We start from the raw sequence: 23,806 nt of genomic DNA on the forward strand, positions 1-23,806 counted from the left end.
GGTTCTGCGGGATGGCGATGACAGGCGCATGACAGTCTCGCGCCTTTGTTGTGCAGCGTTGTCTTACGCGGTCGCGCGCTCGCGTTTCATCTCGTTGCGCATGATGAAAAGCGAGGCGCCGAGGATCAGGACCGCCCCCAGCCACAGATAGCCGCTCGGCGCATAACCGAAGACGAGCCAGCCGGCGAGAACGTTGAGCGGTAGCTTGAGATCGTCGAAAGGCTGCACATACGCTGCGTCTGCGACGGTATAGGCAAGCGTCAACAGATACTGTGCCACCACGGTCAAAAGCCCCGCCAGCACCAATAGCGCAAGGATAGTTCCACTCGGCACGACAAACCCTGCCGACAGCGCCAGCACACCATTGATCGGCGTCAGAAGCACGAGCAACCAGACCGTTATCGTCTCAGGGCGCTCGATGCCTGTCAGGCTCTTGGTGATCAGCGACGCCGCCCCCCAGAGCAGCGCCGAGAAAACCGGCAGCAGCGCTGCCCAGGTGAAGCTTTCCGACCAGGGCTGCAGGATGATCGTGGCGCCGGCAAAGCCGACTGCCGCCGCTGCCCAGCGTGCCGGACCAACGCGTTCGCCCAGGAAGAGCCGCGCACCAAGAATGATGAAAAATGGCGATGTCATCACCAGCGCGATCGCCTGCCAGATCGGAACAGAAGCCAGGCCCGAAACCCAGGCCCCTACGCCGAGCGCCGCAAAGGCAACGCGAATGACGTGACGCCAGGGGTAATCGGTGCGCATGGCCGACAGGCCGGCGCGAAACAGGAACGGCAGGGAGAAGACGAGTGCAAATGCATATTGCCAGAAGGCAGTCGAGGTGGCGGAAAAGCCGAGTTGCATCGTCATCCATTGCGTGACGACATTCAGGAGAGCAAAGGCGACGCCGGCCAGTATCATCCAGGCCGCACCGGCCATGGCACGGGAGGTGAAAAGTGCTTGGGTCGTCTCGCTCATGTCCTTCATCCGCAAACAGGGACCTACACAAATCAGGACACATGAGCGCAGGATGCGACGACGGACCGCCCGCCCGTCGCACCCACGATCATTCTCTTTCATCCGGACTGTGACCGTCGGCTCCGGAATCGCACCGGATCTGCTAACCTTCCGACACGACAGCGCCTGAAGTGCTCGCGGGCTTGGGCCTGCTGCATAATTCCTTAAATCCAATCCGATTTAAGGAGAAAATTATGCAGCAGCTTTCAAGTGTCACAGCGTCCGTTGCGCGTCATATTTGACGCGCGGCGCTGAGCCCTTACCGCCGGTGGGGAGTTTCACCCCGCCCTGAGAACAGGGCTGAGCCGTAGACCAAAGACCGCGCTGCTGCAAGGGCAGCCGAAACGCAAAAGGGTCCGGCGTGAACCGAACCCTTCAAGACTTGGACGGCCGGCCTCGTATCCGGCCGTCAAGCAAACCTATCAGCCGTTAACGGCATCCTTCAGGCCCTTGCCGGCCGTGAACTTCGGAACGTTGCGTGCCGGGATGTCAACTTCAGCGCCCGTGGACGGGTTGCGGCCCTTGGAGGCTTCGCGACGCGAAACGGAGAAGTTGCCGAAACCGACGAGGCGAATGTCGCCACCGTCCTTAAGTTCAGCCTGGATGGTCTCGAAAACTGCATCAACTGCGGAAGATGCGTCGGTCTTGGAAAGTCCGGCCTTCTCAGCAACGGCAGACACGAGCTCATTTTTGTTCATGTTTCCACCCCTTTCAAAATGGTTCGAAACGACTGTGTTTTTAAGCCGCGGCGGCTTGCGCATCGCCCGCGTCTTGCCATTCCCAATTGCGCCTAATCCCTTGGAATGCAAGGCTTGCAGCATGCTTTTACAACAAAAAAGACCGGCCAGAGGCCGGTCTTCCTTGTTTTTCTGCCAAATGGGCCTGACGGGAACACAATTGCACCCGCCCGGTCCTGTCAATCAGTGGGCGATGGAAGCGCCCGCTTCGTCCTGCGAATCAACCGCGGCGACGGTTGCCGGCTCATTTGCCGGGTCCCATTCGATCGGCTCCGGGACGCGGACCAGAGCGTGCTCGAGCACTTCACCCATCCGCGAAACGGGGATGATCTCCAGCACGTTCTTCACGTTGTCCGGGATCTCGGCGAGATCCTTGGCGTTTTCCTCGGGGATCAGCACCTTCTTGATGCCGCCGCGAACGGCCGCCAGCAGTTTTTCCTTCAGTCCTCCGATCGGCAGCACGCGGCCGCGAAGGGTGATCTCACCCGTCATCGCCACGTCCTTGGAGATCGGAATACCGGTCATGACAGAGACGATCGCTGTTGCCATGGCAACACCGGCCGACGGGCCATCCTTGGGCGTCGCGCCTTCCGGCAAGTGCACGTGGATGTCGCGCTTGTCGAACAGCGGCGGCTCAATGCCGAAGTCGATCGCCCGCGAGCGGACATAGGATGCCGCCGCCGAAATCGATTCCTTCATCACGTCGCGCAGGTTGCCGGTGACGGTCATGCGGCCCTTGCCGGGCATCATGACGCCTTCGATCGTCAGCAGTTCGCCGCCGACCTCGGTCCAGGCAAGACCTGTGACCACACCGACCTGATCGTCGCGTTCGGCTTCGCCGTGACGATAACGCGGTACGCCAAGGTAGTCCTGGATGTTGCCGGCAGTGACTGCCACTGCCTTGGCCTTGCCCTTGATGATCTCGGTTACCGCCTTGCGGGCGAGCTTCATCAGTTCGCGCTCGAAGTTACGAACGCCGGCTTCGCGTGTGTAGGTCTGGATGATCGCCATCAGCGCACCGTCGGTGACCGAAAACTCTTTCGGCTGCAGCGCGTGATCGCGGATCGCCTTCGGCAGCAGGTGCCGCTTGGCGATTTCCAGCTTTTCCTCTTCGGTGTAGCCGGCAATACGGATCACTTCCATGCGGTCCATCAGCGGCGCCGGAATGTTCAGCGTGTTCGCCGTGGTGATGAACATCACGTTGGACAGATCGTATTCGACTTCAAGGTAGTGATCCATGAAGGTCGAGTTCTGTTCTGGATCCAGCACCTCCAGCAGAGCCGAGGACGGGTCGCCACGGAAGTCCTGGCCCATCTTGTCGATCTCGTCGAACAGGAAGAGCGGGTTGGACTTCTTCGCCTTCTTCATCGACTGGACGACCTTGCCGGGCATCGAGCCAATGTAGGTGCGGCGGTGACCGCGGATTTCGGCTTCGTCACGAACGCCACCCAGCGCCATGCGCACGTATTCGCGGCCGGTCGCCTTGGCGATCGACTTGGCAAGCGAAGTCTTGCCGACGCCCGGAGGGCCGACGAGGCACAGGATCGGGCCTTTGATCTTCGTCGAACGGGCCTGGACGGCGAGATATTCGACGATGCGCTCCTTGACCTTGTCGAGGCCGAAGTGATCGACGTTGAGCACTTCCTCGGCATGGTTCAGATCGGTCTTGATCTTGGACTTCTTGCCCCACGGCATGCCAAGCAGCCAATCCAGATAGTTGCGCACGACGGTTGCTTCCGCCGACATCGGGCTCATCTGGCGCAGCTTCTTCAGCTCGGCGTCGGCCTTTTCGCGCGCTTCCTTGGAAAGCTTGGTCTTGGCGATGCGCTCTTCGATTTCGGCCATCTCGTCGCGGCCGTCTTCACCGTCGCCGAGTTCCTTCTGGATCGCCTTCATCTGTTCGTTGAGGTAGTACTCGCGTTGGGTCTTCTCCATCTGGCGCTTGACGCGCGAACGGATACGCTTTTCCACCTGCAGGACGGAGATCTCACCTTCCATGAAGCCGAGCGCCTTTTCCAGGCGCATCTTCACGCTGGTGGTTTCCAGCATTTCCTGCTTTTCGACGATCTTGATCGATAGATGCGATGCGACGGTGTCGGCAAGCTTCGAATAATCTTCGATCTGGCTCGCGACGCCGACGACTTCCGGAGAAATCTTCTTGTTGAGTTTCACGTAGCTTTCGAATTCGGAGACGACCGAGCGGCTGAGCGCCTCGATCTCGACCGGATCTTCTTCCGGCTCGTCGAGCGCCTGTGCGGACGCTTCGTAGAATTCTTCGCGCGGCGTGTAGCTGTCGATCTTGGCGCGCGTGCGCCCTTCGACCAGCACCTTGACGGTGCCGTCGGGCAGCTTCAGGAGCTGCAGGACATTGGCAATCGTGCCCACCTGGTAGATCGCCGAGGCTTCCGGATCGTCGTCCGTCGCGTTGATCTGGGTGGCAAGCATGATCTGCTTGTCGGTCCCCATGACTTCTTCAAGCGCACGGATGGACTTTTCACGGCCGACAAAGAGCGGCACGATCATGTGCGGGAAGACTACAATGTCGCGAAGCGGCAAGACCGGATAGGTCGCGCTTTCAGTCGCCGGAGACGTTTTGCTCGTCATGTCATTTCCTTTCCGTCCCGATTTCGGGCCCGTTCCCGGGAGCCACAGCGGCACTCCCGGTTGTCATATTTTCCACATGAAAGTGGAGTGCTAGAGAGTCCTTTTCAAGGCTCGCCGCAACATCCACCATCAGTGGCCGGGTCCTTCTGACTACGCTTTATTGCTGTTGCGTACCTTGCGACGGAAAACGAGGCTTCAAGGATATGCAACGGCCGAGGCCCTCTACTGAATCGTCACATCATTGCGTTGTTAAGACACTTTAGCAACAACCGAATTGTTAAATCGTCCCCCGCGCAAGCCATCTCAACAACTAAGTGCAAGGCCATGAAAAAGCCCGCACGAGGCGGGCTTTTTCAGGTCCGATCTGTGGGCCTGCGATCAGGCCGAAACGTTCGCCTTCTCTTCCGAGCGCTCGGAATAGATGTAGAGCGGCCGCGCCGCACCCTTCACCACCTCGTCGGAGATCACGACTTCGCGAACGCCTTCGAGCGTCGGCAGCTCGAACATCGTGTCGAGCAGGATCTTTTCCATGATCGAGCGCAGGCCACGGGCGCCGGTCTTGCGCACGATGGCGCGACGGGCGATCTCGCGCAGCGCGTCCTCGTGGAAGGTCAGTTCGACGTCCTCCATCTCGAACAGCCGCTGGTACTGCTTGATCAGAGCGTTCTTCGGCTCGGACAGGATCTGGATCAGCGCGTCCTCATCGAGGTCTTCGAGCGTTGCCAGAACCGGCAGACGGCCGATGAATTCCGGGATCAGGCCGAACTTAACCAGATCTTCCGGCTCGAGTTCGCGCAGAACTTCGCCGACGCGGCGATCTTCCGGCGAGCGAACCGTCGCGCCGAAACCGATCGACGTCTTCTCGCCACGGGCGGAGATGATCTTATCGAGGCCGGCGAAGGCGCCGCCGCAGATGAACAGGATATTGGTGGTATCCACCTGCAGGAATTCCTGCTGAGGATGCTTGCGGCCACCCTGAGGCGGCACCGAAGCAACAGTGCCTTCCATGATCTTCAAGAGCGCCTGCTGCACGCCCTCACCGGAAACGTCACGGGTGATCGACGGGTTGTCGGATTTGCGCGAGATCTTGTCGACTTCGTCAATGTAGACGATGCCGCGCTGGGCGCGCTCGACATTGTAGTCGGCAGCCTGCAGCAGCTTCAGGATGATGTTTTCGACGTCTTCACCGACATAGCCGGCTTCCGTCAGCGTCGTCGCATCGGCCATCGTGAAGGGCACGTCGATGATGCGTGCAAGCGTCTGTGCGAGATAGGTCTTGCCGCAACCGGTCGGGCCGACGAGCATGATGTTCGACTTCGCCAGCTCCACATCGCTGCCCTTGGCCGCATGGGCCAGACGCTTGTAGTGGTTGTGCACGGCGACCGAAAGAATGCGCTTCGCCTGCTGCTGGCCGATGACGTACTCGTCGAGGACCTTGATGATTTCCTGGGGGGTCGGAACGCCATCGCGGGACTTGACCATCGAGGTCTTGTTCTCTTCGCGAATGATGTCCATGCAGAGCTCGACGCATTCATCGCAGATGAAGACCGTCGGTCCGGCAATCAGTTTGCGGACTTCGTGCTGGCTCTTGCCGCAAAACGAACAATAAAGCGTATTCTTCGAGTCACCGCCGTTGCTACCGCTGACCTTGCTCATTTCCATTTCCTTCCAGCACGCCGGACATCTTCGGAAAAGATATCACGGACCACTCAATTCGCCCCGCGCAAAGACCTGCGCCGCATTAAGAGGGCTTCCGGGAGTACTCACCGTATCAGGGCATTTTGCCCAAGATTCGGCCGCAACGACTCTCCCACCTAACTCTGAACCCTATGTCTTCACAGCTCAATAGAACATTAAGGGGTCATCTTAGCGGCTTTACCCCCTCGATAAAGCCCTTTCACCATTACAATTGTGTCACAATTGCATCTATCGTGACACAAAAGCGCGTTATCACGCCTGCTCTGCAGCCTCGATCGCTTCGCGCGACGTGATGACCTTGTCGATCAGACCCCAGTCGAGCGCTTCGTCGGAACTCATGAAATGGTCGCGATCGAGCGTCTGTTCAACCTCTTCGTAGGTCCGGCCGCAATGCTTGACGTAAACCTCGTTCAGGCGCCGCTTCATCTTGAGGATGTCCTTGGCGTGACGCTCGATATCAGAGGCCTGGCCCTGGAAGCCACCGGACGGCTGATGCACCATGATGCGCGAGTTCGGGGTGGCGAAACGCATGTCCTTGTGGCCGGCAGCCAGCAGGAGCGAACCCATCGAGGCGGCCTGACCGATGCACAGCGTCGAAACCGCCGGCTTGATAAACTGCATGGTGTCGTAGATCGCCATACCGGCGGTAACGACGCCACCCGGCGAATTGATGTAGAGAGCGATTTCCTTCTTCGGGTTTTCTGCCTCGAGGAAAAGAAGCTGGGCGCAGACGAGCGTTGCCATCTGATCTTCGACCGGACCGGTCAGGAAGATGATGCGCTCTTTCAGAAGGCGCGAAAAGATATCGTAGGAACGTTCGCCGCGGTTGGTCTGCTCCACAACCATCGGCACCAGCGCCATGGCGGTATCAACTGGATTTCTCATATCGAACCTTCATCAATCGGGCCCGCAATGCCTTTGCGAACCGGGAATCACAGGATTAGCCTTCTGCCCCTACATAGAGTGTCAACACCCTTCACTTCAAGTCGCCAACCTCCGATAACCTTAATCGGCGGCGCCCTTCCAGCCTAAGAACAGCGGTCCTCCACACGTGATTGCTGATAGAACATTTTTTCGCCGCCGCCTTTGCCAACGCCCTGGCTTTTGCGCTTTCCGCACAGCATTCGCCACCGCTGGGTAAACGGACGGTAAACGGCGCGCGCGCCACGGCGGACCTCAAAGCTGCGATTCGATCGGCAGGATACGGATGATCCCGGCGATAACGCGCCTCAGCAGGCTGGCGTCGGGCTCGCGCCGCAGCCGCCGCTCGGTCCCGTTGGTTCGGTCACGCCAGACGAGCCGCGCACCTTCAAGGCTTAGCCGATAACTGACGGACGGGGCCGTCTCGTCCTCAAACATCGTGGCGAGTTCGCCGGCAAGTGCTGCATCCACAAACACAACGCCCATTTCGGTGTTCAGCGATGCCGACCGCGGGTCGAAATTCATCGAACCGACGAAGCCGTTCAGACCATCGACCACAAAGGCCTTGCTGTGCAGGCTCGCATTGCGCCGGCCAAACAGCGACATACGATGACTCTCGACCGTATCGCCCTGCTCTTTCAGTTCGAAAAGCTCGACACCGGCGCGAACGAGGTTTCGACGGTACTTCACATAGCCACCATGAACGGCCGCGACGTCGGTCGCAGCCAGTGAATTTGTCAGCACCGCGACGCGGATGCCCTTTTTCACAAGCGCCGTCAGTTCGCGCGTCCCGGCCGTGCCGGGAATGAAATAGGGCGAAATGATGCGCAGATCGTTCTTTGCCGCCTGGATCAGCGGGAAGAGTTCGCGCAGCAGCCAGTTCTGCCGCTTTTGCATCAGCGCCTTCTCGGGCGGGTCGGCCTCAAGGCGAACGTTGTCGATCCAGTACAGCCTTCTCGAGCCGCTATAGAACGTCTCTTCGGCCATCGCGTCAGTCACGCGCTCCAGATAGAAACGGGCGGCAGGCGTGCGCGCATGGGCATCGAGCGCCTCCCTCAGCGCCGGCAGATATTGCTTGCGGGGGGTGCGCAGTTTGGCGATCGGCAGCACGGACGTGCTGTTCCAATAGCGATCGAACATTGCCGTTGCCTGATCGACCACCGGCCCGATCATCCAGAGATCGAGGTCACGAAAGTTTGAAAGCTCGGCCGCGTCGAAATAGGCATCGCCGATATTGCGCCCGCCGGCGATGGCCAGGCGCGCATCGGAAACCCACAGCTTGTTGTGCATGCGGCGTGTGGCGCTGAAAGCGCGGATGGCCATCTCGAAACCCCGGCGGATACGATCGGTGCGGGCACGGCTTGGATTGAAGAGCCGGACCTCAATGTTCTCGTGGGCATCAAGCGCGATGCACATCCGGTCGTGGATGCCGGCGTTGATATCATCGAGCAGCAGGCGGACGTGGACGCCGCGGTCGGCAGCCGTCAGGATTTCACGCGTGAGCAAGAGACCGGTCAAGTCATCCTTCCAGTAGTAGTATTGCAGGTCGAGGCCGCGGCCGGCCCTGCGAGCCGCATGCGCCCTGACGACGAAAGCTTCGATGTTGTCAGAGACCAGCGATATGCCGTTCTTTCCGGAACGGGTGCGAAGCAGCGGGCCTATGGCCCGATCGAGTTCGGTATCGGCGTCAGCGACAGGGAGTGCAGCAGACGGGTCTCCATGGGGACGCCGACCGAAGCGGCCATAGACATAGAAAATCGCCGCACCGAACGCGCCGCCGATGGCGACAACGGCAACAATGACAAAGGACAACATCACCTGCCCGCCAGAAAGTGTCTCAGGCCGATCCGGCCCGGCTCACTTCAATCCGTTCGTTGTTATGGTCTTCCCGCTTGCCGACCTTCAGATCGATCGATGCCTTGACCGGCAAATGATCGGAAGCGATGCGGGCCAGAGGAGAATCGTGCACTGCGACCGATGTCACCAGGCTGTGCGGGTTGCCGAGAACGCGATCGAGCGGCAACAGCGGAAAGCGAGAGGGAAAGCTCGCGACGGTCGCATGCGAGGGGTCGAAGACGGGGCTAAGGAAGGACAGCGACGACCGTTTGCCCATGCGCCACTCGTTGAGGTCGCCGATCAAAAGCGTGGGTCGCCCGCCCGCATCGGAGGCCGCCTCGATGATCGCCTCGGCCTGTTGCGCGCGGGAATGACGAAGCAATCCGAGATGGGCGGCGATCACGCGCAGCGGCCCCATCCTGAGGTCAAGATCGACAACGAGCGCTCCGCGCGGCTCGACACCCGGAAGTTTCAGTTGCTGTACGTCGGAAACCGCACCTTCACGCAGAAGCAGCACATTGCCGTGCCAGCCATGCCCCTTGGTGGAGAAGCCCGAGATCGGAACGGATACGAGATGCGCTTCGCGCCGCAGATGTTCCAGATCGAGGAGCCCTGCCCGCTCACCGAACCGCTGGTCGGCTTCCTGAAGGGCGACGATATCGGCGCCGAGTTCGCCGATCACTTGGGCCGTGCGGCCCGGATCAAAGCGGCCATCGGTGCCGACACATTTGTGGATGTTGTAGGAAGCGATGACGATATCACCGCGGTTGACCGCCGCCTCACGGCTGACGACGGTGGGTCGCCGCTTGCGGATTGCCGCTACGATGCCCGCCGATAGACTGGTCTGGTTTTTTGCCATGCCGCTCCCTGCTTGCTGCCGCATCATGCGCAAATAGGTCGCCGGACGCCACTGAAAAAGGCTCCAGACCAAAACTTGTTCCGTTCGAAATGGCGGCAGTGGCGCTTTTTCGAACTGCTCCACAGTCATCGGCGCCGCTCAGACCTCAAGGCACAGGTAGACTGTTTCCCGCATTTTTGAGGGCTGGAGAATGACGGCCGGCCGCCGGGCCACCCGCCGTTGCGCAAACGCGACCTTCAATCCGCCGGACCGGCAAAGAGGATCAGATTGCCGTCGGGATCAAGGACGATGAAGTTCCGCGCACCCCAAGGCTCGGTCCGCAATGTTTGGTGAAAACGCACGCCGGCGGCCTGATAGTCGAGGAACAGGCGCTTGAGCTCATCCGATGTGGCGACGGTCAAGGAGGCGGAAAGCAGATGCTCCCGCTCTCTGATGTCGCCGACGAAGACAGGCTCGCAGACCAGGCGCAATGCGAGCAGCGCATTGTCGCGTTTCACCTGGCCATAGAAGGGTGGATCGCCGTAGACGAAGTCGACGGCAAAACCGAGTTTGTCGGTGACGAAGTCGCAAGACGCCTTGATATCGGCGACGAACAATTGTGCCGAAGTCGATTGCAGAACAGGGCGCGGTGCTGCTTGTTTTGCTTGCATGGTCATTGTCAGGGCTCCTGATTTGAGCGCCTGCCAGCCGTCAAAACCCATCTGGCGTGCGACCAGTTCCTGGGCGTCGGCGAGCTTGAAGTCTGCCTTCAATATTTCCCGATCATCCAGGTCGGGCCTGCTTCTTGAGGTTTTCGAGGTTCGGCATGGGCGCAACTAAGGTCTATCTACCGTAGGTGGGCGTTGCCCTTTCGACCTTGCACCGATGCGCCCTACGCAGCGTCAGAACATTGACTCGCGGTGAGCTATCTTGTCAACGCGCTGATACCGCAAGCCGATGACCCGTTGCGACAACCACTCAGTCGCGCTGTCGATCGGTCAGGGCTCTGCAACTTGTACTCTTGCGGGGCGAACCCGGTCGCCCTTAGAAATAGCTGTCGCACCCGCCTTGCAAAGAGCCAGATCATGCCGCCCAAGCCCGCCATCATCATCGACAGCGCCAAGCGAAGCGTTTCGATCGACGTGCACGACCCGGATTTCTACCGTGCGCCACTGTCGGCTTACGCGGAAATTCACGCCCATTGCCCGGCATTTTACTGGAGCGAGCGCGAACAATGGTATTTCGCGGGCTACGACCAGGTGAACGCGTTGCTACGCGACCGGCGTTTTGGCCGGCAGATCCTACACGTGGCGACACGCGAAGAACTCGGCATGCCGGCACCGAAGCCGCATCTGAAGGATTTCGACGCACTTGAGGAGCATTCGCTACTGGAGCTCGAACCGCCGACCCACACCAGGCTTCGCACCCTCGTCAACCGCGCCTTCGTCTCCCGGCAGATCGAACAGTTGCGGCCGGACATCGAACGGCTTTCGCATACGATCATCGACGGTTTCGAGCAGGACGGCGAAGTCGAGCTACTGAAGACCTATGCCGAAACGATCCCGGTCACGATCATCGCCAGGATGCTCGGCATTCCCGTCGACGCCGCGCCAAACCTGCTCGATTGGTCGCATCGCATGGTGAGAATGTACGTCTTCAATCGGAGCCACGAGACCGAGTTCGACGCCAACCAGGCCTCCGCCGACTTCGCCGACTACCTCAAGACCATCATCGCCGAGAAGCGCCGCAAGCCGGCCGACGATCTGCTGACACATATGATCACGTCGGAGAAAGATGGAGAGCGATTGTCCGAGGCAGAGCTGGTTTCGACGGCCGCCCTGCTTCTCAACGCCGGCCACGAGGCGACCGTCCATCAGATCGGCAACGCGGTCAGAACGATCCTGCAGTCGGACCACGCGCCGGGAGATCTGTTCGCAACGGAGGCGACGACCGATCTTGCGATCGAGGAGTGCCTCCGATTTGCCGCACCGCTGCATATCTTTCAACGCTATGCGCTGTCGGATATCGAACTCGACGAAGGGATTGCGCTTCGCAAGGGCGACAAGATCGGCCTGCTTCTTGGTGCCGCCAATGTCGATCCGCGGAAGTTCAGCGACCCTGACCGCTTCAAGCCTGCGCGCGACGAGGGCGTCAACGTCTCGTTCGGTGCGGGCCTGCACTTCTGCATCGGAGCGCCGCTCGCCCGGCTCGAACTCAAGCTGTCGCTGCCGATCCTGTTCCAGCGCTTGCCCGGGATGCGGCTGAAACACCCGCCGGAAGTGAAGGACAGTTTCCATTTCCATGGCCTGGAGCGGCTCGATCTCGTTTGGTGAAGGGACACCCCTGCCCGGTCTGCGCAAAGCAAACGGCTTCGACGCAACCGCCGAAGCCGTTTGATCCCAATTGCAGAGGCGAATGCGTTGGGGTTTAGACGGCGGCGGCCGTCTGTTCGACACCGTAGCGCGCCGCCGGCCTGTCATGCGAAAGATTGGGCGACAGCACCATGCGCGCCTTTGTGAAGGCGTGCCAGTCGGCAGCGTCGGGCAACGATGGAATGGTGACCAGTTCTCCCTGGTCGAAACCGGCAAGTGCCGCGTCGACGAGATCGGTGACGTCCATCACCATCGAAGGGTCGAGCCGGTCGATCGAGCCGCCGGCCCGGTCAAAGATCTCGGTGCGGGTCAGCCCGGGCAGCACCGCCTGAACCCTGACGCCCTTGTCTGCCGCTTCCACGTTGATCGATTGCGTCAGGTTAAGCACAAACGCCTTGGAGGCATTGTATGTGCCGTTGAACCGCTCGGGCACCAGCGCGACGACGGAGGCGATGTTGATGATCGCTCCCTTGCCGCGCATCGCGAATGTCTGGGCGGCGGCAATCGCCAACCGGTTCACGGCGACGACGTTCAGCTCGATCATGGCTTCGAGATAGTCCAGGTCATCAGTGAGCAGCGGTCCCTTCGGACCGATCCCCGCGTTGTTGACAAGGAGTTCGATTGCCTCGTCTTCGCGCAGGCGCTTCTCGACCAGCCTTACGTCATCCCGTAGCGTCAAGTCCGCCTTGAGCACGTCGACCGTCACACCGTATTGCGCCGACAGCTTGGCGGCAAGATCGGAGAGACGCTTTTTATCGCGTGCCACCAGAACCAGGTCATGGCCGCGTTGCGCCAAGCGGTCCGCATAGGTCGCGCCGATGCCCGACGACGCGCCCGTCACCAGCGCCTTACCCCTTTTCTCCACTGCACGCATTGTCGGTTTCCTTGTTCGGATTTCAATCTAGTGGTATATGCCACTAAATATACAGCAAACTGGACGCTGCGCAAGAGTGGCGCTACCAAAGTCGAAAATGGGCGCCGCAGCTCCCGACGGAGGAAACGATGGACGACACGCCGAAGGGAATCTGGGACTTCTGCACCAACAGTGCGCTGAAGCGCGCCTCGCGACAGTTAGGACAGCTCTATGAGGATGTGCTCGCACCAAGCGGATTGCGCGGCACGCAGTATTCGCTGCTGAGCCAGATCGCCCATAGCAAGAATGCGTCGCTGCGCACGCTCGCGGATCTGTTGGTGATGGACCTGTCGGCGCTTGGTCACACGCTGAAGCCACTCATCCGCGACGGCTATGTCGAGCTTGTGCCCGACGCGTCGGACCGGCGAGTGAAGCGCGTTCAGCTGACGCCCTTCGGCGCCAAGAAGCAGCGGGAGACGACGGATCTCTGGCGCAAGGCGCAGGCGCGCTTCGACAATGCTCTCGGTAAACAGGAGGCCGAAGCCTTGCGGCGGGCGCTGAACGGAATCTCGGAAGCCTCGTTTGCCGAAGCGTTCACCCGGGCATCGGACGGTACCGAGCCGGGCGCAAAGGGATAACGGGTCGATCAGAGGCGGATGACGTAATCCTTGCGGGTCGTCTCGATGACCTCCCACGTTCCCTTGAAACCGGGCTGGAGGATCATGCTGTCGCCGGCGCGCAGGTGCACCACTGCGCCGCCGTCGTCGGTGACGACCGAGTAGCCCGACAGGATATGGAAGTACTCCCATTCGTCATAGGCGATGCGCCACTTTCCGGGCGTGGATTCCCAGACGCCGGCATAAATCCCGCCATCGGCCTCCTCGACGTTCCAGGTGCGGAACCGAGGCGTGCCGGAAATCAGCCGATCGGCCGCAGGCCCGCCGACTTCGGGCTCGATCGCCGCCAAGTCGAATTTCTGCATCTTCACCATCACGCACCAACTCCATAAGGGGACGGAAGGTCCGTCCCCTCTTTTTCATATCAATATCAGATCTTTGCGAGCGACTGCTCGAGATCGGCGATGATGTCGGAAACGTCTTCGATACCGACAGACAGGCGCACGACATCGGGACCTGCCCCCGCCGCAACCAGCTGCTCCGGGGTCAGCTGACGATGGGTGGTCGAGGCCGGGTGAATGACGAGCGAACGGGTATCACCGATATTGGCAAGGTGAGAGAACATCTCGAGCCCCTCGACGAAGCGCTTTCCTGCCTCGTAGCCGTCCTTGAGACCGAAGGTGAAGACGGCGCCGGCACCCTTCGGTGCATAGCGCTTTTGCAGCGCATTGTTCGGATCGTCCTCAAGCCCGGCATAGTTGACCCAGGACACCTTGTCGTGGCCCTTCAGCCACTTGGCAACGGCGAGCGCATTGTCGCAATGGCGCTGCATGCGCAGCGGCAGCGTCTCGACGCCAGTCAGGATCATGAAGGCGTTGAACGGCGAAATCGCCGGCCCGAAGTCGCGAAGCCCGAGAACGCGAGCAGCAATCGCAAAGGCGAAATTGCCAAAGGCCTGATGCAGCACGACGCCTGCATATTCCGGGCGCGGCTCCGACAGCATTGGGTACTTGCCGGACTTCGACCAGTCGAAGGTGCCGCCATCGACGATGACGCCGCCCATCGAATTACCATGACCGCCGATGAACTTGGTGAGCGAATGCACGACGATATCCGCACCGTGCTCCAGCGGACGCAGCAGGTAGGGTGTCGCCATCGTGTTGTCGACGATCAGCGGCAGGCCATGCTTGTGTGCGACCTCGGCAATCGCGGCGATATCGACGAAGGTACCACCCGGATTGGCGAGACTTTCGATGAAGATCGCCTTGGTGCGCGCATCGATCTTCGCCTCAAAGCTCGAAGGATCGCCCGGATCCGCCCAACGAACCTGCCAATCGAAGGACTTGAAGGCATGGCCGAACTGATTGACCGAGCCACCGTAAAGACGGTTGGCGGCGACGAAATTGTCACCCGGGCTCATGATCGTGTGGAATACGAGAAGCTGGGCCGCATGCCCGGAAGCAACCGCCAGCGCCGCAGTGCCGCCTTCCAATGCGGCGAGGCGCTCTTCCAGCACCGCCTGCGTCGGGTTCATGATGCGGGTGTAGATATTGCCGAACTGCTGGAGGCCGAAGAGTGCTGCCGCATGGTCGGTGTCGTTGAAGACGAAGCTGGTCGTCTGGTAGATCGGCGTCGCCCGGGCGCCCGTCGTCGGATCTGGTTGCGCTCCGGCGTGGATTGCGAGCGTGCTGAAACCAGGATTGTCTTTCGTCATTCGTCCCTCCCATGACCGCGCCGCACCTCCCATGGAGGCGCCAAACGCACCCTATCCCTTTGATTCCAGGCATCGTGCGCGTCGAAGAACAGCTTCGATTTCGGCTTCATGCGCTGGAGCGGCGGCACTATCCCAGAGCCGCCACGCGTGGTCAAAGAAAGATTTTTTCAAAACTGACGGTTGCACGAAACATCGCTGTGGCCGATGCCGTGTCAGCCGATCAGACGCGGATACTCCATCGCCGGACAGCGATCCATGACGACCTTGATACCGGCGGCCTCCGCCTTGGCAGCAGCGGCGTCGTGCCTCACCGACAGTTGGCCCCAGATCGCCTTCGGCAAGGTCTCGAGCGCCAGGATCTCGTCGACGAGCGCCGGCAGTGCATGGGCCGCGCGAAAGACGTCGACCATGTCGATCGGCTCCTTGACGTCGGTGAGCCTGCCGACGACGGGCTGATCGAGGATCGTCTTGCCGACATGACCCGGATTGATGGGGATGACGCGATAGCCCTTGCGCAACAGGAAGGCCATGACCCGATGGCTCGGCCGCTCGGCGTTCGGCGATGCACCGACGAGGGCGATCGTCTTTGTCGAACGCAGGATGTCGGCGAGGTAATAATCCGGGTAGGCGTCGTGGTTCATGTTCTGATCCGAACTCATCTGTTATACGCGTGTATAGTTCGCACGGTGGCGGCGGGTGTCAATCGAGCGCCCGATGGCGGCGGCGGAACGGCTGTAGCGCCGCACAGGCATCCTCCCGCCAATTTCCGGTTGCTTTTCCCGTACAGTGGCGCGACAACGCTGGCAACGGCCTGCCCCATTCTCCACTGAGGTTTCACCTTGCCCCTTGATGTCATTGCGCTCGTCCTCTTCGGGGCGCTGTTGCACGCGACCTGGAATGCGCTGGTCAAGGCGGGCTCGGAGAAATCGCTCGATGCGGCAATGATCGCACTCGGCGCGGCAGTCGTGGCCATTCCTTTCCTGCCGTTCCTGCCATTGCCGCAGCCGGAAGCCTGGCCGTTCATCCTGGTTTCGGCGCTTTTCCAGTTTGCCTATTTCCAGCTGGTCGCTGCCTCCTACCGTGCCGGCGATATCGGGCTAGTCTATCCCCTGATGCGCGGCGTCGCGCCACTGATCGTCGCCTCCACCAGCAGCGTCATCATCGGCGAGCAGCTGACAACCGGCGCCATGGCGGGTGTGTTGACCATCAGCGTCGGCGTGCTGACGCTCGCCTTCGAATCGCGAAAAGGCGGCAAACACGCGATCATCCTGGCGCTACTCAATGCCTGCGTGATTGCATGCTATACCTTTGTCGACGGCATCGGCGCGCGGGTGTCGGGCAACGCGATCTCCTACACTTTGTGGATGGCGCTGCTTCCGCCGGTGTTGCTGTTTACCTGGGCCTTTGCCCGGCGGGGCATCAAGCCGGTCGCCCGCCACGTCTACAAGAACTGGTGGCGCGGCCTCATCGGCGGCGCCGGCTCCATTGGCGCCTACGGCCTGGCACTGTGGGCGATGACGAAGGCGCCGGTCGCGACCGTCGCAGCGCTGCGCGAGACCGCGATCCTGTTCGCTGTCGTTATCTCCGTGGTGTTTCTGAAGGAGCGCGTCAGCATCTGGCGCATCGCCGCCGCCTGCGTAATCGCGCTTGGCGCCCTGCTCCTGAAACTGGCCTGACCGCTATTCCCAATCCCAATTATTCCCTATCCCACTCCGGCATCCGCTTGCCGAGGAAGGCGCCGATGCCGTTCTCGGCGTCGCCTGCCAGCATATTTTCGACCATGACGCCGACCGCATAATCGTAAGCCTCGGGAAGGCTCATTTCCGCCTGGCGATAGAACGCTTCCTTGCCGATCTTCAGCGCCTGCGGCGATTTCGAAGCAATGACGGCTGCATATTTGTCGACGACCTGGCGAAGATATTGCTGGGGCACGATGCGATTGACCAGGCCGAAATCCTTGGCGGTCGATGCATCGATGGTCTCGCCTGTCAGAAGCATTTCCATCGCCTGCTTGCGATGTGCTGCCCGCGACAGCGCCACCATCGGCGTCGAGCAGAACAGGCCGATATTGACGCCCGGCGTGCAGAAGGTGGAGCTGTCGGTGCAGATCGCCAGATCACAGCTGGCAACAAGCTGGCAACCGGCTGCCGTCGCCAGGCCGTCGAACTCGGCGATGACCGCCTGGGGCAGCCGCGTGATCTTGATCATCAAATCTGCAGCAAGGCGGATCGTCGTTTCGAAGAAGGCCCTGCCCCCGTCGGCATCGGCCCGATGTGCCGTCATTTCCTTGAGGTCGTGGCCCGCGGAGAACAGCTTGCCGGATGCCGCCAGCACGACAACTCTGATGTCCTTGGAATGGGCAACGGCATCGAGCGCCGTATGCAACGCCTCCATCAGCTCGATCGAAAGCACATTGGCTGGCGGGTTGTTGAGCGTCAGCCGAAGCACCGGTCCCGAAAGCTCGCGCACCAGCAATGCACTCGGCTCTTCCTTCCGAAATGAAACAACGTCCGCCATGCTTTTCTCCTGCTGTCCTGTCTATCCCCGTAAATGGGCATCCGTGGTACGCCGCCTCCTGCAACCTTTCAAGTCAGTGGTAGCTGTCGCGACTTAGACCTTTTTCCGCCTTGCGCAAAAACGCATGTCGGCTTCACTAAGTGTCGATGTTAGCGCAAAGGAATACCTGCCGATGAAGATCCAGCCCATCATGACGGTCGAGGAGCTGAACCGGTTTCTCGACACGGACTTTCCTCAGGTCCACACGGACGGCAAAGTGTTCCATGTCACCGAGGCCGGCCCCGGATTTGCGACGATGCGACTCGATCCGAACGAGCGTCATATCCGGCCGGGCGGCACCGTATCGGGCCCGACACTTTTCGCGCTTGCGGACGTTTCGGCTTATATCGCGCTGATCGCCCATATCGGACCTGTGGCGCTTGCCGTCACCACCAATCTCAACATCAATTTCCTGCGCAAGCCGGAGCCGCGGCCGCTCGAATGCACCTGCCGCATCCTCAAGCTCGGTAAGCGATTGGCCGTTCTTGACGCCGCTATCGCAATGGTCAGCAGCGACGATCTCGTGGCGCATGCGACAGCGACCTATTCGATTCCGCCTCAGTAAATTGAGGTATCAATGCACCACATTGCTAAGTCGTTGTTTTCGCAATACTTTATTTCGACCTTGCAAAATTCACGTTGTTGACGCCGGTTTAGGGCTTGGGTATAAGCACCCTCAGATCGCGGTCCCTCTCGGGCCGCTTTCTTCTTTTGGCTGAGTTTCAGTCAAAACCAAGCAACAAGAAACGCCCAGCGGTTCGCCGTTCGGGTCCAGAGAAAGAGTTTTGTTATGGCAACCTTCGTTCAGAAGCCTGCAGAGGTGGAGAAGAAGTGGATCATCATCGATGCCGAAGGCCTCGTTGTCGGTCGCCTCGCTTCCATCATCGCGAACCGCCTGCGCGGCAAGCACAAAGCCACCTTCACGCCGCATGTTGACGATGGCGACAACGTCATCGTGATCAACGCCGAGAAGGCCGTGCTTACGGGCAAGAAGTACACCGACAAGAAGTACTACTGGCACACCGGCTACCCCGGCGGCATCAAGGAGCGCACCGCGCGCCAGATCATCGAAGGCCGCTTCCCGGAGCGCGTCATCGAGAAGGCCGTCGAGCGCATGGTTCCCCGCGGCCCGCTCGGCCGTCGCCAGATGAAGAACCTGCGCGTTTACGCAGGCACGAACCATCCGCATGAAGCACAGCAGCCGGCCGTCCTCGACGTCGCCAAGCTGAACAGCAAGAACACAAGGAGCGCCTAATGGCCGACCTTTCCGCTCTCAAGGAAATCGCCACGACTGCGGAACCGGCAGCTCCGGTTCACGTCAAGAAGGTCGATGCACAGGGCCGCTCCTACGCGACCGGCAAGCGTAAGAACGCTGTCGCCCGCGTATGGGTCAAGCCCGGCTCGGGCAAGATCACCGTCAACGGCAAGCCGTACCTCGACTACTTCGCTCGTCCGGTTCTGCAGATGATCCTGCAGCAGCCGATCGTCGCAGCTGCCCGTGATGGCCAGTTCGACATCGACGCGACGGTCGCCGGTGGCGGTCTCTCCGGCCAGGCCGGTGCCGTTCGTCACGGCATCTCCAAGGCGCTCACCTACTTCGAACCGGGCCTGCGTCCGGTCCTGAAGAAGGGCGGCTTCCTGACCCGCGACAGCCGTGTCGTCGAACGTAAGAAGTACGGTAAGGCCAAGGCCCGCCGTTCGTTCCAGTTCTCCAAGCGTTAATCGCTGGAAGACACTGCATTTTGGAAGGCCGGGTTCGCCCGGCCTTTTTTTGTTTCAGATCGGCAGCTCGGTCGTCGACTTCAACTCGCGCAGCACGAAGCTTGAAACCACCGTGCGCACATGCGGATTGCGCATGAGATAGCGCGTCATGAAGGCGTCATAGCTGTCGACGTCGTTCGCGCGGATCTTCAGCATGTAGTCGAAGGTTCCCGACAGCGCATAGCACTCCATAATCTCCGGCCGATCGCGGACAACCGCCGAGAAAGAGGCGATGGCCTCGTCATGATGATCCTCCAGCGTCACATGGGCGATGATGCAGAGTTTCAGATCCAGTTTCGACGGATCGAGCAGCGCCACCCGCTTGCGGATCACGCCGTCGGCCTCCAGTTCCTGCAGCCGGCGCCAGGCGGAGCTTTGCGACATGCCCGCGCTTTCCGCGAGCTCCGACAGCGACTGGCCGCTGTCGGCCTGAATCAGCCTCAGCAGCTTGCGCAATGGCTGGGAAGTTTCCTTCAAATCCGACGACATTTTGAAATTTCCTCCCGCATCAGCGGCTTCCGCCGGCAACTGTGAAACAAATACTCGCTCCATTCGCGATACAATTGCAACAACCGGATGTTTTGACGAATGAGGAGACGTCATGCCCAAGGAAAGCAGCTACACCGCGAAACTGCCGGAGCCCGATGGCAGCTACCACTACACGCCCGAGGAAGATGCGATCTGGGGCGAACTTTACCAGCGACAGATGGCACTGCTCGCCGACAAGGCCTGCGACGAATATCTGGAGGGCGCGCGCAAACTTGGCCTTGGCCCTGACCGCGTGCCGCAGTTGCAGGACGTCAACCGCCGCCTGCAGGAAACCACCGGCTTCGGTGTCGAAGGCGTACCGGCACTGATCCCGCCATCGCGGTTCTACGAACTTCTGTCTGAGGGCAAGTTTCCGCTCGCAACCTTCATCCGCAGGCGCGAACACATCGACTATATCGAAGAGCCTGATATTTTCCACGAGGTCTTCGGCCATTGCCCGCTCCTGACCAACCAGAGCTACGCCAACTTCGTCCGCCGCTTCGGCGAAAAGGCCGTCGCACTTGGCAAGGGTTATTCCTGGCATATGTTCCGGATCTTCTGGTTCACTGTCGAGTTCGGACTGATCAACACGCCGCAAGGTCGGCGCTGCTTCGGTGCCGGCATCGTGTCGTCGCCGAACGAGACCCGCACGGCGATGGAGCCGTCGGCGAGTGAATTTCGCCCCTTCGACCTGATGACGGTGCTGCGCACCCCCTATCGCATCGATATCGTCCAGCCGATCTACTACGTGATCGACAGCTTCGCGCAGCTCGAGTCCATCATCGAAGAGGACATCGGCGCGCGCATTACCGAGGCCAAGGCGCTGGGTGACTTCGCGCCGACCTTCGAAGCCAAGGCGTCCTGACAGCATTACAGCGCCGCGCGTCAAATATGACGCGCGAAGGACGCTGTAACACTTTGAACCTGCTACATATTTTTATCCTTAAATCGGAATCGATTTAAGGAACTATGCAGTAGAATTCGCCGGCAGGGACTTGCCTTGCCGGCGACGATTGTCCAACGTTCCGCCATACACGGGAGACGGGATATGGCGAACAGGACGATCGATCACGCGCTAACGGCGCGCTCACTCACATCGGCGGCATCGGACCCGACGCATGCCGGCATTCTCTCCTTCATGCGGCGCAAATACTCAAAGCAGCTGAAGGACGTCGATGCCGTCGTCTGGGGCATCCCGTTCGACGCCGCAACCTCCAATCGTCCCGGCGCCCGCTTCGGGCCGCAGGCCATCCGCCGCGCCTCGGCGATCTTCGACAACGATCCGCAATACCCGTTCGAACGTGACCTCTTTGCTGAAATGGCAACCATCGATTACGGTGACTGCCTGCTCGACTACGGCAACCACTCGAAAACGCCGGCGACGATCGAGCGCGAAGCGGCAAAGATCCTGAAGAGCGGCGCCTATCTGCAGACGCTTGGCGGCGACCACTTCATCACCTATCCGATCCTGAAAGCCCATGCGGCCATCCATGGCCCCCTCGCCCTCGTCCAGTTCGACGCGCACCAGGACACTTGGCCGGATGAACGCGGTCGTATTGATCATGGCTCGTTTGTCGGCCGTGCGGCGCGGGCGGGCCTGATCGATACCGACGCATCGATCCAGATCGGCATCCGCACCCATGCGCCCGAAGACTGCGGCATCCGCATTCTCTATGGCTACGACATCGAGGAAATGAGTGTTTCAGACATTGCCGACGCCATCATTCAGCAGGTCGGGGAACGCAAAGCCTATCTGACCTTCGACATCGATTGCCTCGACCCTGCCTATGCGCCCGGCACCGGCACTCCGGTCGCCGGCGGCCCATCCAGCGCCAAGATACTCTCGGTTCTACGCAAGCTCGGAGCCCTGACTGTCGTCGGAAGCGATGTCGTCGAAGTCGCGCCTGCCTATGACCACGCGGACATCACCGCCATCGCCGGCGCGACGGTCGCCATGTACATGCTCGGCCTGCACGCCGAAAAGCTGGCGGAGCGTTCGACGCTTCGCTGATTTCCTGCTCCGTCAATCGAGATTGAGCAGACCGGCGTCCTGACGCTGACGGAGATGCTGATCGACGAGCGCTCGATCAGGACACGCGTGATAGCGCCCCTCGCAAGCATCGCGTAGTCGTGCCAACGCCTCGAACGTCGGCGATGTCGGCAAGCCCGCAGCCTCGATCAGGCTTGCGGCAAGGAAACCGACGTCCAACGGTATGGCGAAAGGCCGCATATCGATATCGCGCCCGTAGCCGTGCACAGTGTAATAGGTCTTGTAGGCAATCGATCCCAGGTCGGAAAAGACATTGTTTCCCGGGGTACCGGCGGCAAGGTAGTCCTTGGTGGCAACCGCCTGGTGATCGCCGAAATCGAGCACGATCGTGCCATTGGGGCCTGGCATCCGTTCACGCTCGCGCCGAAAATCCTGCAGGTCCTGTTTGGACAATGCAACACGCCGCAGGTATTCGTCAACCTGGGCATCCGGAGCGAAAGCCTTGTCCGGCAAGGCGTCTTGCGGCACCAGCGTCATGTCGTAAGGGCCGTGCGGGAAAAGGGTCTGCATGGCAATGAACAGTGGTCGCCGATCCTTTTCGCGGTGCTCGCGCACAATTCGTTCTACGACATCGAAATAGAAACGATCGCGCACGAAGTGCGACTCCGGTTTCATTGCGTCGAAATCGACGATTTCCTGGAATCCGATCGAGGTCAGGAACGGCCCTTCATTGACGAAGCTCGCCTGCATCGGCATCACGGCGATGGTGCGATAGCCGCAGCGTGCCATGAGGCTCGGCAGGCTCGCCTTGACCCGGCCTTCCAGGATCTGCGTCACATAGGGGCTCTGCCAGCCGAAATCTGCTCCGGAGAGCCCCGTCATCACGGAGAAATTCGTGACCCATGTGCCGCCGCCGAACGTCTCGACCTGCATCGGATGCACCCGGCCGTCCTGTGATTGGAACGACGCACTCATCCATTCAGGGACCGTTACCTGCGGGAAATAGCTGGGGCTGGTCTGGCTCTCGCTGAGAACGAGAAACAGGTCGGGCTGGCTGGCCGCCACGCCGCAGCTGATGTCATCGCTGAGCTTCCCCTCCGCTTCGACATTTTCCAGTCGACCGGCAAGGACGATCCGCCCGAGCGGAAACTCAAGATCGCCGATCGACACGAAGAAGGACGAGGCGTCATAACCGGAGATGTAATGGACGTAGTCTGGCTCGCCGTTCTTCTGCGGATAAAGAGCGACAACACCGACTGCCGCTATGACAAACAGGCAAGCGCGCACGACAAAAGAGCGAGCCGACCGGCGGTCGCTCCTGAATGCCACGACCAGGAACACGAATGCTGCGGCCAGCGCAGCCAGTCCGGCAATCAACAAATTGAAGTAGGAGCCGACCAGAAAGGAAAGCGCAGATCGATCAAGGCCGGTAAAGGCGAAATCGAAAACGTGCAGGGAAAAACCCTTGAGGCGGAACTTGACCTCCGACATCGCCGCAATGAGCAATACCGTCAATCCCGCTGCCCAGAGCGAAAAAGTCGGCCGGCGCGACAAGAGGAACAGCAGTGCGGCGATCGCCAGCGTCACGGCGACGAGGAAGGGCACGAACCGCCACCGCGTATCGAAATAGTGTAAGGCCTGGAGCAGCGTCAGGAACGCCAGCGAGATAGGCAGCGGATGCCTGAGCACGCGCCCGGCCTGCTCGATCACGTATTTCACCCTCTGCTCCCATATGACAGTTTTATGACAGCGCCTCAGATGCAGAATTACCGACGACAA

Annotated in this window: 22 protein-coding genes, 1 pseudogene and 1 riboswitch; of the genes and pseudogenes, 8 read left to right on the forward strand and 15 right to left on the reverse strand. The window is 60.4% G+C overall.

Translation table 11 applies throughout. The features are described 5' to 3' along the window. Positions 1–63 precede the first annotated feature (63 nt). From BKP54_RS04925 to BKP54_RS04960, 8 genes and pseudogenes are all read right to left on the reverse strand, one after another. Positions 64–963, reverse strand: coding sequence for a DMT family transporter (locus BKP54_RS04925; protein WP_057212386.1), 900 nt, complete (start codon positions 961–963; stop codon positions 64–66). Between the two features lie 86 nt (positions 964–1,049). After that, positions 1,050–1,302, reverse strand: a riboswitch (FMN riboswitch). A gap of 122 nt (positions 1,303–1,424) precedes the next feature. Then, positions 1,425–1,700, reverse strand: coding sequence for a DNA-binding protein HupB (gene hupB / locus BKP54_RS04930; protein WP_025426572.1), 276 nt, complete (start codon positions 1,698–1,700; stop codon positions 1,425–1,427). Between the two features lie 222 nt (positions 1,701–1,922). Beyond that, positions 1,923–4,343, reverse strand: coding sequence for an endopeptidase La (gene lon / locus BKP54_RS04935; RefSeq protein ID WP_025426571.1), 2,421 nt, complete (start codon positions 4,341–4,343; stop codon positions 1,923–1,925). Between the two features lie 378 nt (positions 4,344–4,721). Next, positions 4,722–5,999, reverse strand: coding sequence for an ATP-dependent Clp protease ATP-binding subunit ClpX (gene clpX, locus BKP54_RS04940; RefSeq protein ID WP_025426570.1), 1,278 nt, complete (start codon positions 5,997–5,999; stop codon positions 4,722–4,724). 294 nt (positions 6,000–6,293) lie between these two features. Beyond that, a complete protein-coding gene (gene clpP, locus BKP54_RS04945) occupies positions 6,294–6,926 on the reverse strand; it encodes an ATP-dependent Clp endopeptidase proteolytic subunit ClpP (RefSeq protein WP_025426569.1) in 633 nt (210 codons plus the stop codon). 291 nt (positions 6,927–7,217) lie between these two features. Continuing rightward, positions 7,218–8,777, reverse strand: a complete 1,560-nt coding sequence (locus BKP54_RS04950) for a phospholipase D family protein (RefSeq protein WP_025426568.1) — start codon at positions 8,775–8,777, stop codon at positions 7,218–7,220. Positions 8,778–8,799: 22 nt separating this feature from the next. Continuing rightward, a complete protein-coding gene (locus tag BKP54_RS04955) occupies positions 8,800–9,657 on the reverse strand; it encodes an endonuclease/exonuclease/phosphatase family protein (RefSeq protein ID WP_025426567.1) in 858 nt (285 codons plus the stop codon). A gap of 236 nt (positions 9,658–9,893) precedes the next feature. Then, positions 9,894–10,464: pseudogene (locus BKP54_RS04960) on the reverse strand (VOC family protein). Positions 10,465–10,721: 257 nt separating this feature from the next. Here BKP54_RS04960 and BKP54_RS04965 point away from each other — a divergent pair. Continuing rightward, positions 10,722–11,969 (forward strand): cytochrome P450, encoded by a 1,248-nt coding sequence (locus tag BKP54_RS04965; protein WP_025426566.1) that lies wholly within the window; start codon positions 10,722–10,724, stop codon positions 11,967–11,969. Positions 11,970–12,063: 94 nt separating this feature from the next. On the opposite strand, the gene BKP54_RS04970 is transcribed toward BKP54_RS04965, so the two are convergent. Further along, a complete protein-coding gene (locus BKP54_RS04970) occupies positions 12,064–12,882 on the reverse strand; it encodes an SDR family oxidoreductase (protein WP_025426565.1) in 819 nt (272 codons plus the stop codon). A gap of 128 nt (positions 12,883–13,010) precedes the next feature. Here BKP54_RS04970 and BKP54_RS04975 point away from each other — a divergent pair, with 128 nt between their 5' ends. Beyond that, on the forward strand, positions 13,011–13,499 hold the full coding sequence (locus tag BKP54_RS04975; protein WP_025426564.1) for a MarR family winged helix-turn-helix transcriptional regulator: 489 nt from the start codon (positions 13,011–13,013) through the stop codon (positions 13,497–13,499). 8 nt (positions 13,500–13,507) lie between these two features. Here the strand turns inward: BKP54_RS04975 and BKP54_RS04980 are convergent, their stop codons facing one another. The 3 genes from BKP54_RS04980 to BKP54_RS04990 form a co-directional block, all read right to left on the reverse strand. Next, entirely contained in the window at positions 13,508–13,852 is a 345-nt protein-coding gene (locus BKP54_RS04980) for a cupin domain-containing protein (protein WP_025426563.1), read from the reverse strand. Between the two features lie 56 nt (positions 13,853–13,908). After that, positions 13,909–15,192, reverse strand: a complete 1,284-nt coding sequence (locus BKP54_RS04985; RefSeq protein WP_025426562.1) for an O-acetylhomoserine aminocarboxypropyltransferase — start codon at positions 15,190–15,192, stop codon at positions 13,909–13,911. Positions 15,193–15,404: 212 nt separating this feature from the next. Then, positions 15,405–15,833, reverse strand: coding sequence for a CoA-binding protein (locus BKP54_RS04990; RefSeq protein WP_025426561.1), 429 nt, complete (start codon positions 15,831–15,833; stop codon positions 15,405–15,407). A gap of 198 nt (positions 15,834–16,031) precedes the next feature. Here BKP54_RS04990 and BKP54_RS04995 point away from each other — a divergent pair, with 198 nt between their 5' ends. Continuing rightward, the gene (locus BKP54_RS04995) at positions 16,032–16,868 is read left to right on the forward strand and encodes an EamA family transporter (protein ID WP_025426560.1); all 837 of its coding nucleotides are present in this window, start codon (positions 16,032–16,034) and stop codon (positions 16,866–16,868) included. 19 nt (positions 16,869–16,887) lie between these two features. On the opposite strand, the gene BKP54_RS05000 is transcribed toward BKP54_RS04995, so the two are convergent. Continuing rightward, positions 16,888–17,709, reverse strand: coding sequence for an enoyl-CoA hydratase (locus tag BKP54_RS05000; protein WP_025426559.1), 822 nt, complete (start codon positions 17,707–17,709; stop codon positions 16,888–16,890). A gap of 172 nt (positions 17,710–17,881) precedes the next feature. Between BKP54_RS05000 and BKP54_RS05005 the strand changes: the two genes are divergently transcribed. The 3 genes from BKP54_RS05005 (at position 17,882) to rpsI (ending at position 19,470) form a co-directional block, all read left to right on the forward strand. Next, entirely contained in the window at positions 17,882–18,313 is a 432-nt protein-coding gene (locus tag BKP54_RS05005; RefSeq protein WP_025426558.1) for a PaaI family thioesterase, read from the forward strand. 225 nt (positions 18,314–18,538) lie between these two features. Beyond that, positions 18,539–19,003, forward strand: a complete 465-nt coding sequence (rplM, locus tag BKP54_RS05010) for a 50S ribosomal protein L13 (RefSeq protein ID WP_025426557.1) — start codon at positions 18,539–18,541, stop codon at positions 19,001–19,003. Beyond that, entirely contained in the window at positions 19,003–19,470 is a 468-nt protein-coding gene (gene rpsI, locus BKP54_RS05015) for a 30S ribosomal protein S9 (RefSeq protein ID WP_025426556.1), read from the forward strand. Before rplM ends, rpsI begins: the two co-directional genes overlap by 1 nt. A gap of 54 nt (positions 19,471–19,524) precedes the next feature. Here the strand turns inward: rpsI and BKP54_RS05020 are convergent, their stop codons facing one another. Further along, positions 19,525–19,998: an Lrp/AsnC family transcriptional regulator gene (locus BKP54_RS05020; protein ID WP_051509158.1), complete on the reverse strand. Its 474-nt coding sequence runs from the start codon at positions 19,996–19,998 to the stop codon at positions 19,525–19,527. 112 nt (positions 19,999–20,110) lie between these two features. On the opposite strand from BKP54_RS05020, the gene BKP54_RS05025 reads away from it, so the two are divergent. Both BKP54_RS05025 and speB read left to right on the forward strand, forming a co-directional pair. After that, positions 20,111–20,902, forward strand: a complete 792-nt coding sequence (locus BKP54_RS05025) for a phenylalanine 4-monooxygenase (protein WP_025426554.1) — start codon at positions 20,111–20,113, stop codon at positions 20,900–20,902. A 183-nt stretch (positions 20,903–21,085) separates the two neighbouring features. Beyond that, positions 21,086–22,048 carry an agmatinase gene (gene speB / locus BKP54_RS05030; protein WP_057211432.1) on the forward strand — a complete coding sequence of 321 codons (963 nt, stop codon included), beginning with the start codon at positions 21,086–21,088 and terminating at the stop codon, positions 22,046–22,048. A gap of 12 nt (positions 22,049–22,060) precedes the next feature. Here speB and BKP54_RS05035 read toward each other — a convergent pair whose 3' ends face one another. Further along, positions 22,061–23,746, reverse strand: a complete 1,686-nt coding sequence (locus BKP54_RS05035; protein ID WP_025426552.1) for a sulfatase-like hydrolase/transferase — start codon at positions 23,744–23,746, stop codon at positions 22,061–22,063. Positions 23,747–23,806: the final 60 nt, after the last annotated feature.

The sequence above is a fragment of the Ensifer sp. 1H6 genome (assembly GCF_001976035.1).
Classification (GTDB): domain Bacteria; phylum Pseudomonadota; class Alphaproteobacteria; order Rhizobiales; family Rhizobiaceae; genus Ensifer; species Ensifer canadensis.

Bases quoted from the DNA above. Each gene is read 5' to 3' on its own strand.
- BKP54_RS04950 (WP_025426568.1), bottom strand. From the start codon at position 8,777: ATGTTGTCCTTTGTCATTGTTGCCGTTGTCGCCATCGGCGGCGCGTTC.
- BKP54_RS04990 (WP_025426561.1), bottom strand. From the start codon at position 15,833: ATGAACCACGACGCCTACCCGGATTATTACCTCGCCGACATCCTGCGT.
- BKP54_RS05005 (WP_025426558.1), top strand. From the start codon at position 17,882: ATGAAGATCCAGCCCATCATGACGGTCGAGGAGCTGAACCGGTTTCTC.
- hupB (WP_025426572.1), bottom strand. From the start codon at position 1,700: ATGAACAAAAATGAGCTCGTGTCTGCCGTTGCTGAGAAGGCCGGACTT.
- BKP54_RS05025 (WP_025426554.1), top strand. From the start codon at position 20,111: ATGCCCAAGGAAAGCAGCTACACCGCGAAACTGCCGGAGCCCGATGGC.
- rpsI (WP_025426556.1), top strand. From the start codon at position 19,003: ATGGCCGACCTTTCCGCTCTCAAGGAAATCGCCACGACTGCGGAACCG.
- BKP54_RS04925 (WP_057212386.1), bottom strand. From the start codon at position 963: ATGAGCGAGACGACCCAAGCACTTTTCACCTCCCGTGCCATGGCCGGT.
- BKP54_RS04975 (WP_025426564.1), top strand. From the start codon at position 13,011: ATGGACGACACGCCGAAGGGAATCTGGGACTTCTGCACCAACAGTGCG.
- lon (WP_025426571.1), bottom strand. From the start codon at position 4,343: ATGACGAGCAAAACGTCTCCGGCGACTGAAAGCGCGACCTATCCGGTC.
- BKP54_RS04980 (WP_025426563.1), bottom strand. From the start codon at position 13,852: ATGGTGAAGATGCAGAAATTCGACTTGGCGGCGATCGAGCCCGAAGTC.
- BKP54_RS04970 (WP_025426565.1), bottom strand. From the start codon at position 12,882: ATGCGTGCAGTGGAGAAAAGGGGTAAGGCGCTGGTGACGGGCGCGTCG.
- clpP (WP_025426569.1), bottom strand. From the start codon at position 6,926: ATGAGAAATCCAGTTGATACCGCCATGGCGCTGGTGCCGATGGTTGTG.
- BKP54_RS04985 (WP_025426562.1), bottom strand. From the start codon at position 15,192: ATGACGAAAGACAATCCTGGTTTCAGCACGCTCGCAATCCACGCCGGA.
- rplM (WP_025426557.1), top strand. From the start codon at position 18,539: ATGGCAACCTTCGTTCAGAAGCCTGCAGAGGTGGAGAAGAAGTGGATC.
- BKP54_RS05000 (WP_025426559.1), bottom strand. From the start codon at position 17,709: ATGGCGGACGTTGTTTCATTTCGGAAGGAAGAGCCGAGTGCATTGCTG.
- BKP54_RS04965 (WP_025426566.1), top strand. From the start codon at position 10,722: ATGCCGCCCAAGCCCGCCATCATCATCGACAGCGCCAAGCGAAGCGTT.
- clpX (WP_025426570.1), bottom strand. From the start codon at position 5,999: ATGAGCAAGGTCAGCGGTAGCAACGGCGGTGACTCGAAGAATACGCTT.
- BKP54_RS05020 (WP_051509158.1), bottom strand. From the start codon at position 19,998: ATGTCGTCGGATTTGAAGGAAACTTCCCAGCCATTGCGCAAGCTGCTG.
- speB (WP_057211432.1), top strand. From the start codon at position 21,086: ATGGCGAACAGGACGATCGATCACGCGCTAACGGCGCGCTCACTCACA.
- BKP54_RS04955 (WP_025426567.1), bottom strand. From the start codon at position 9,657: ATGGCAAAAAACCAGACCAGTCTATCGGCGGGCATCGTAGCGGCAATC.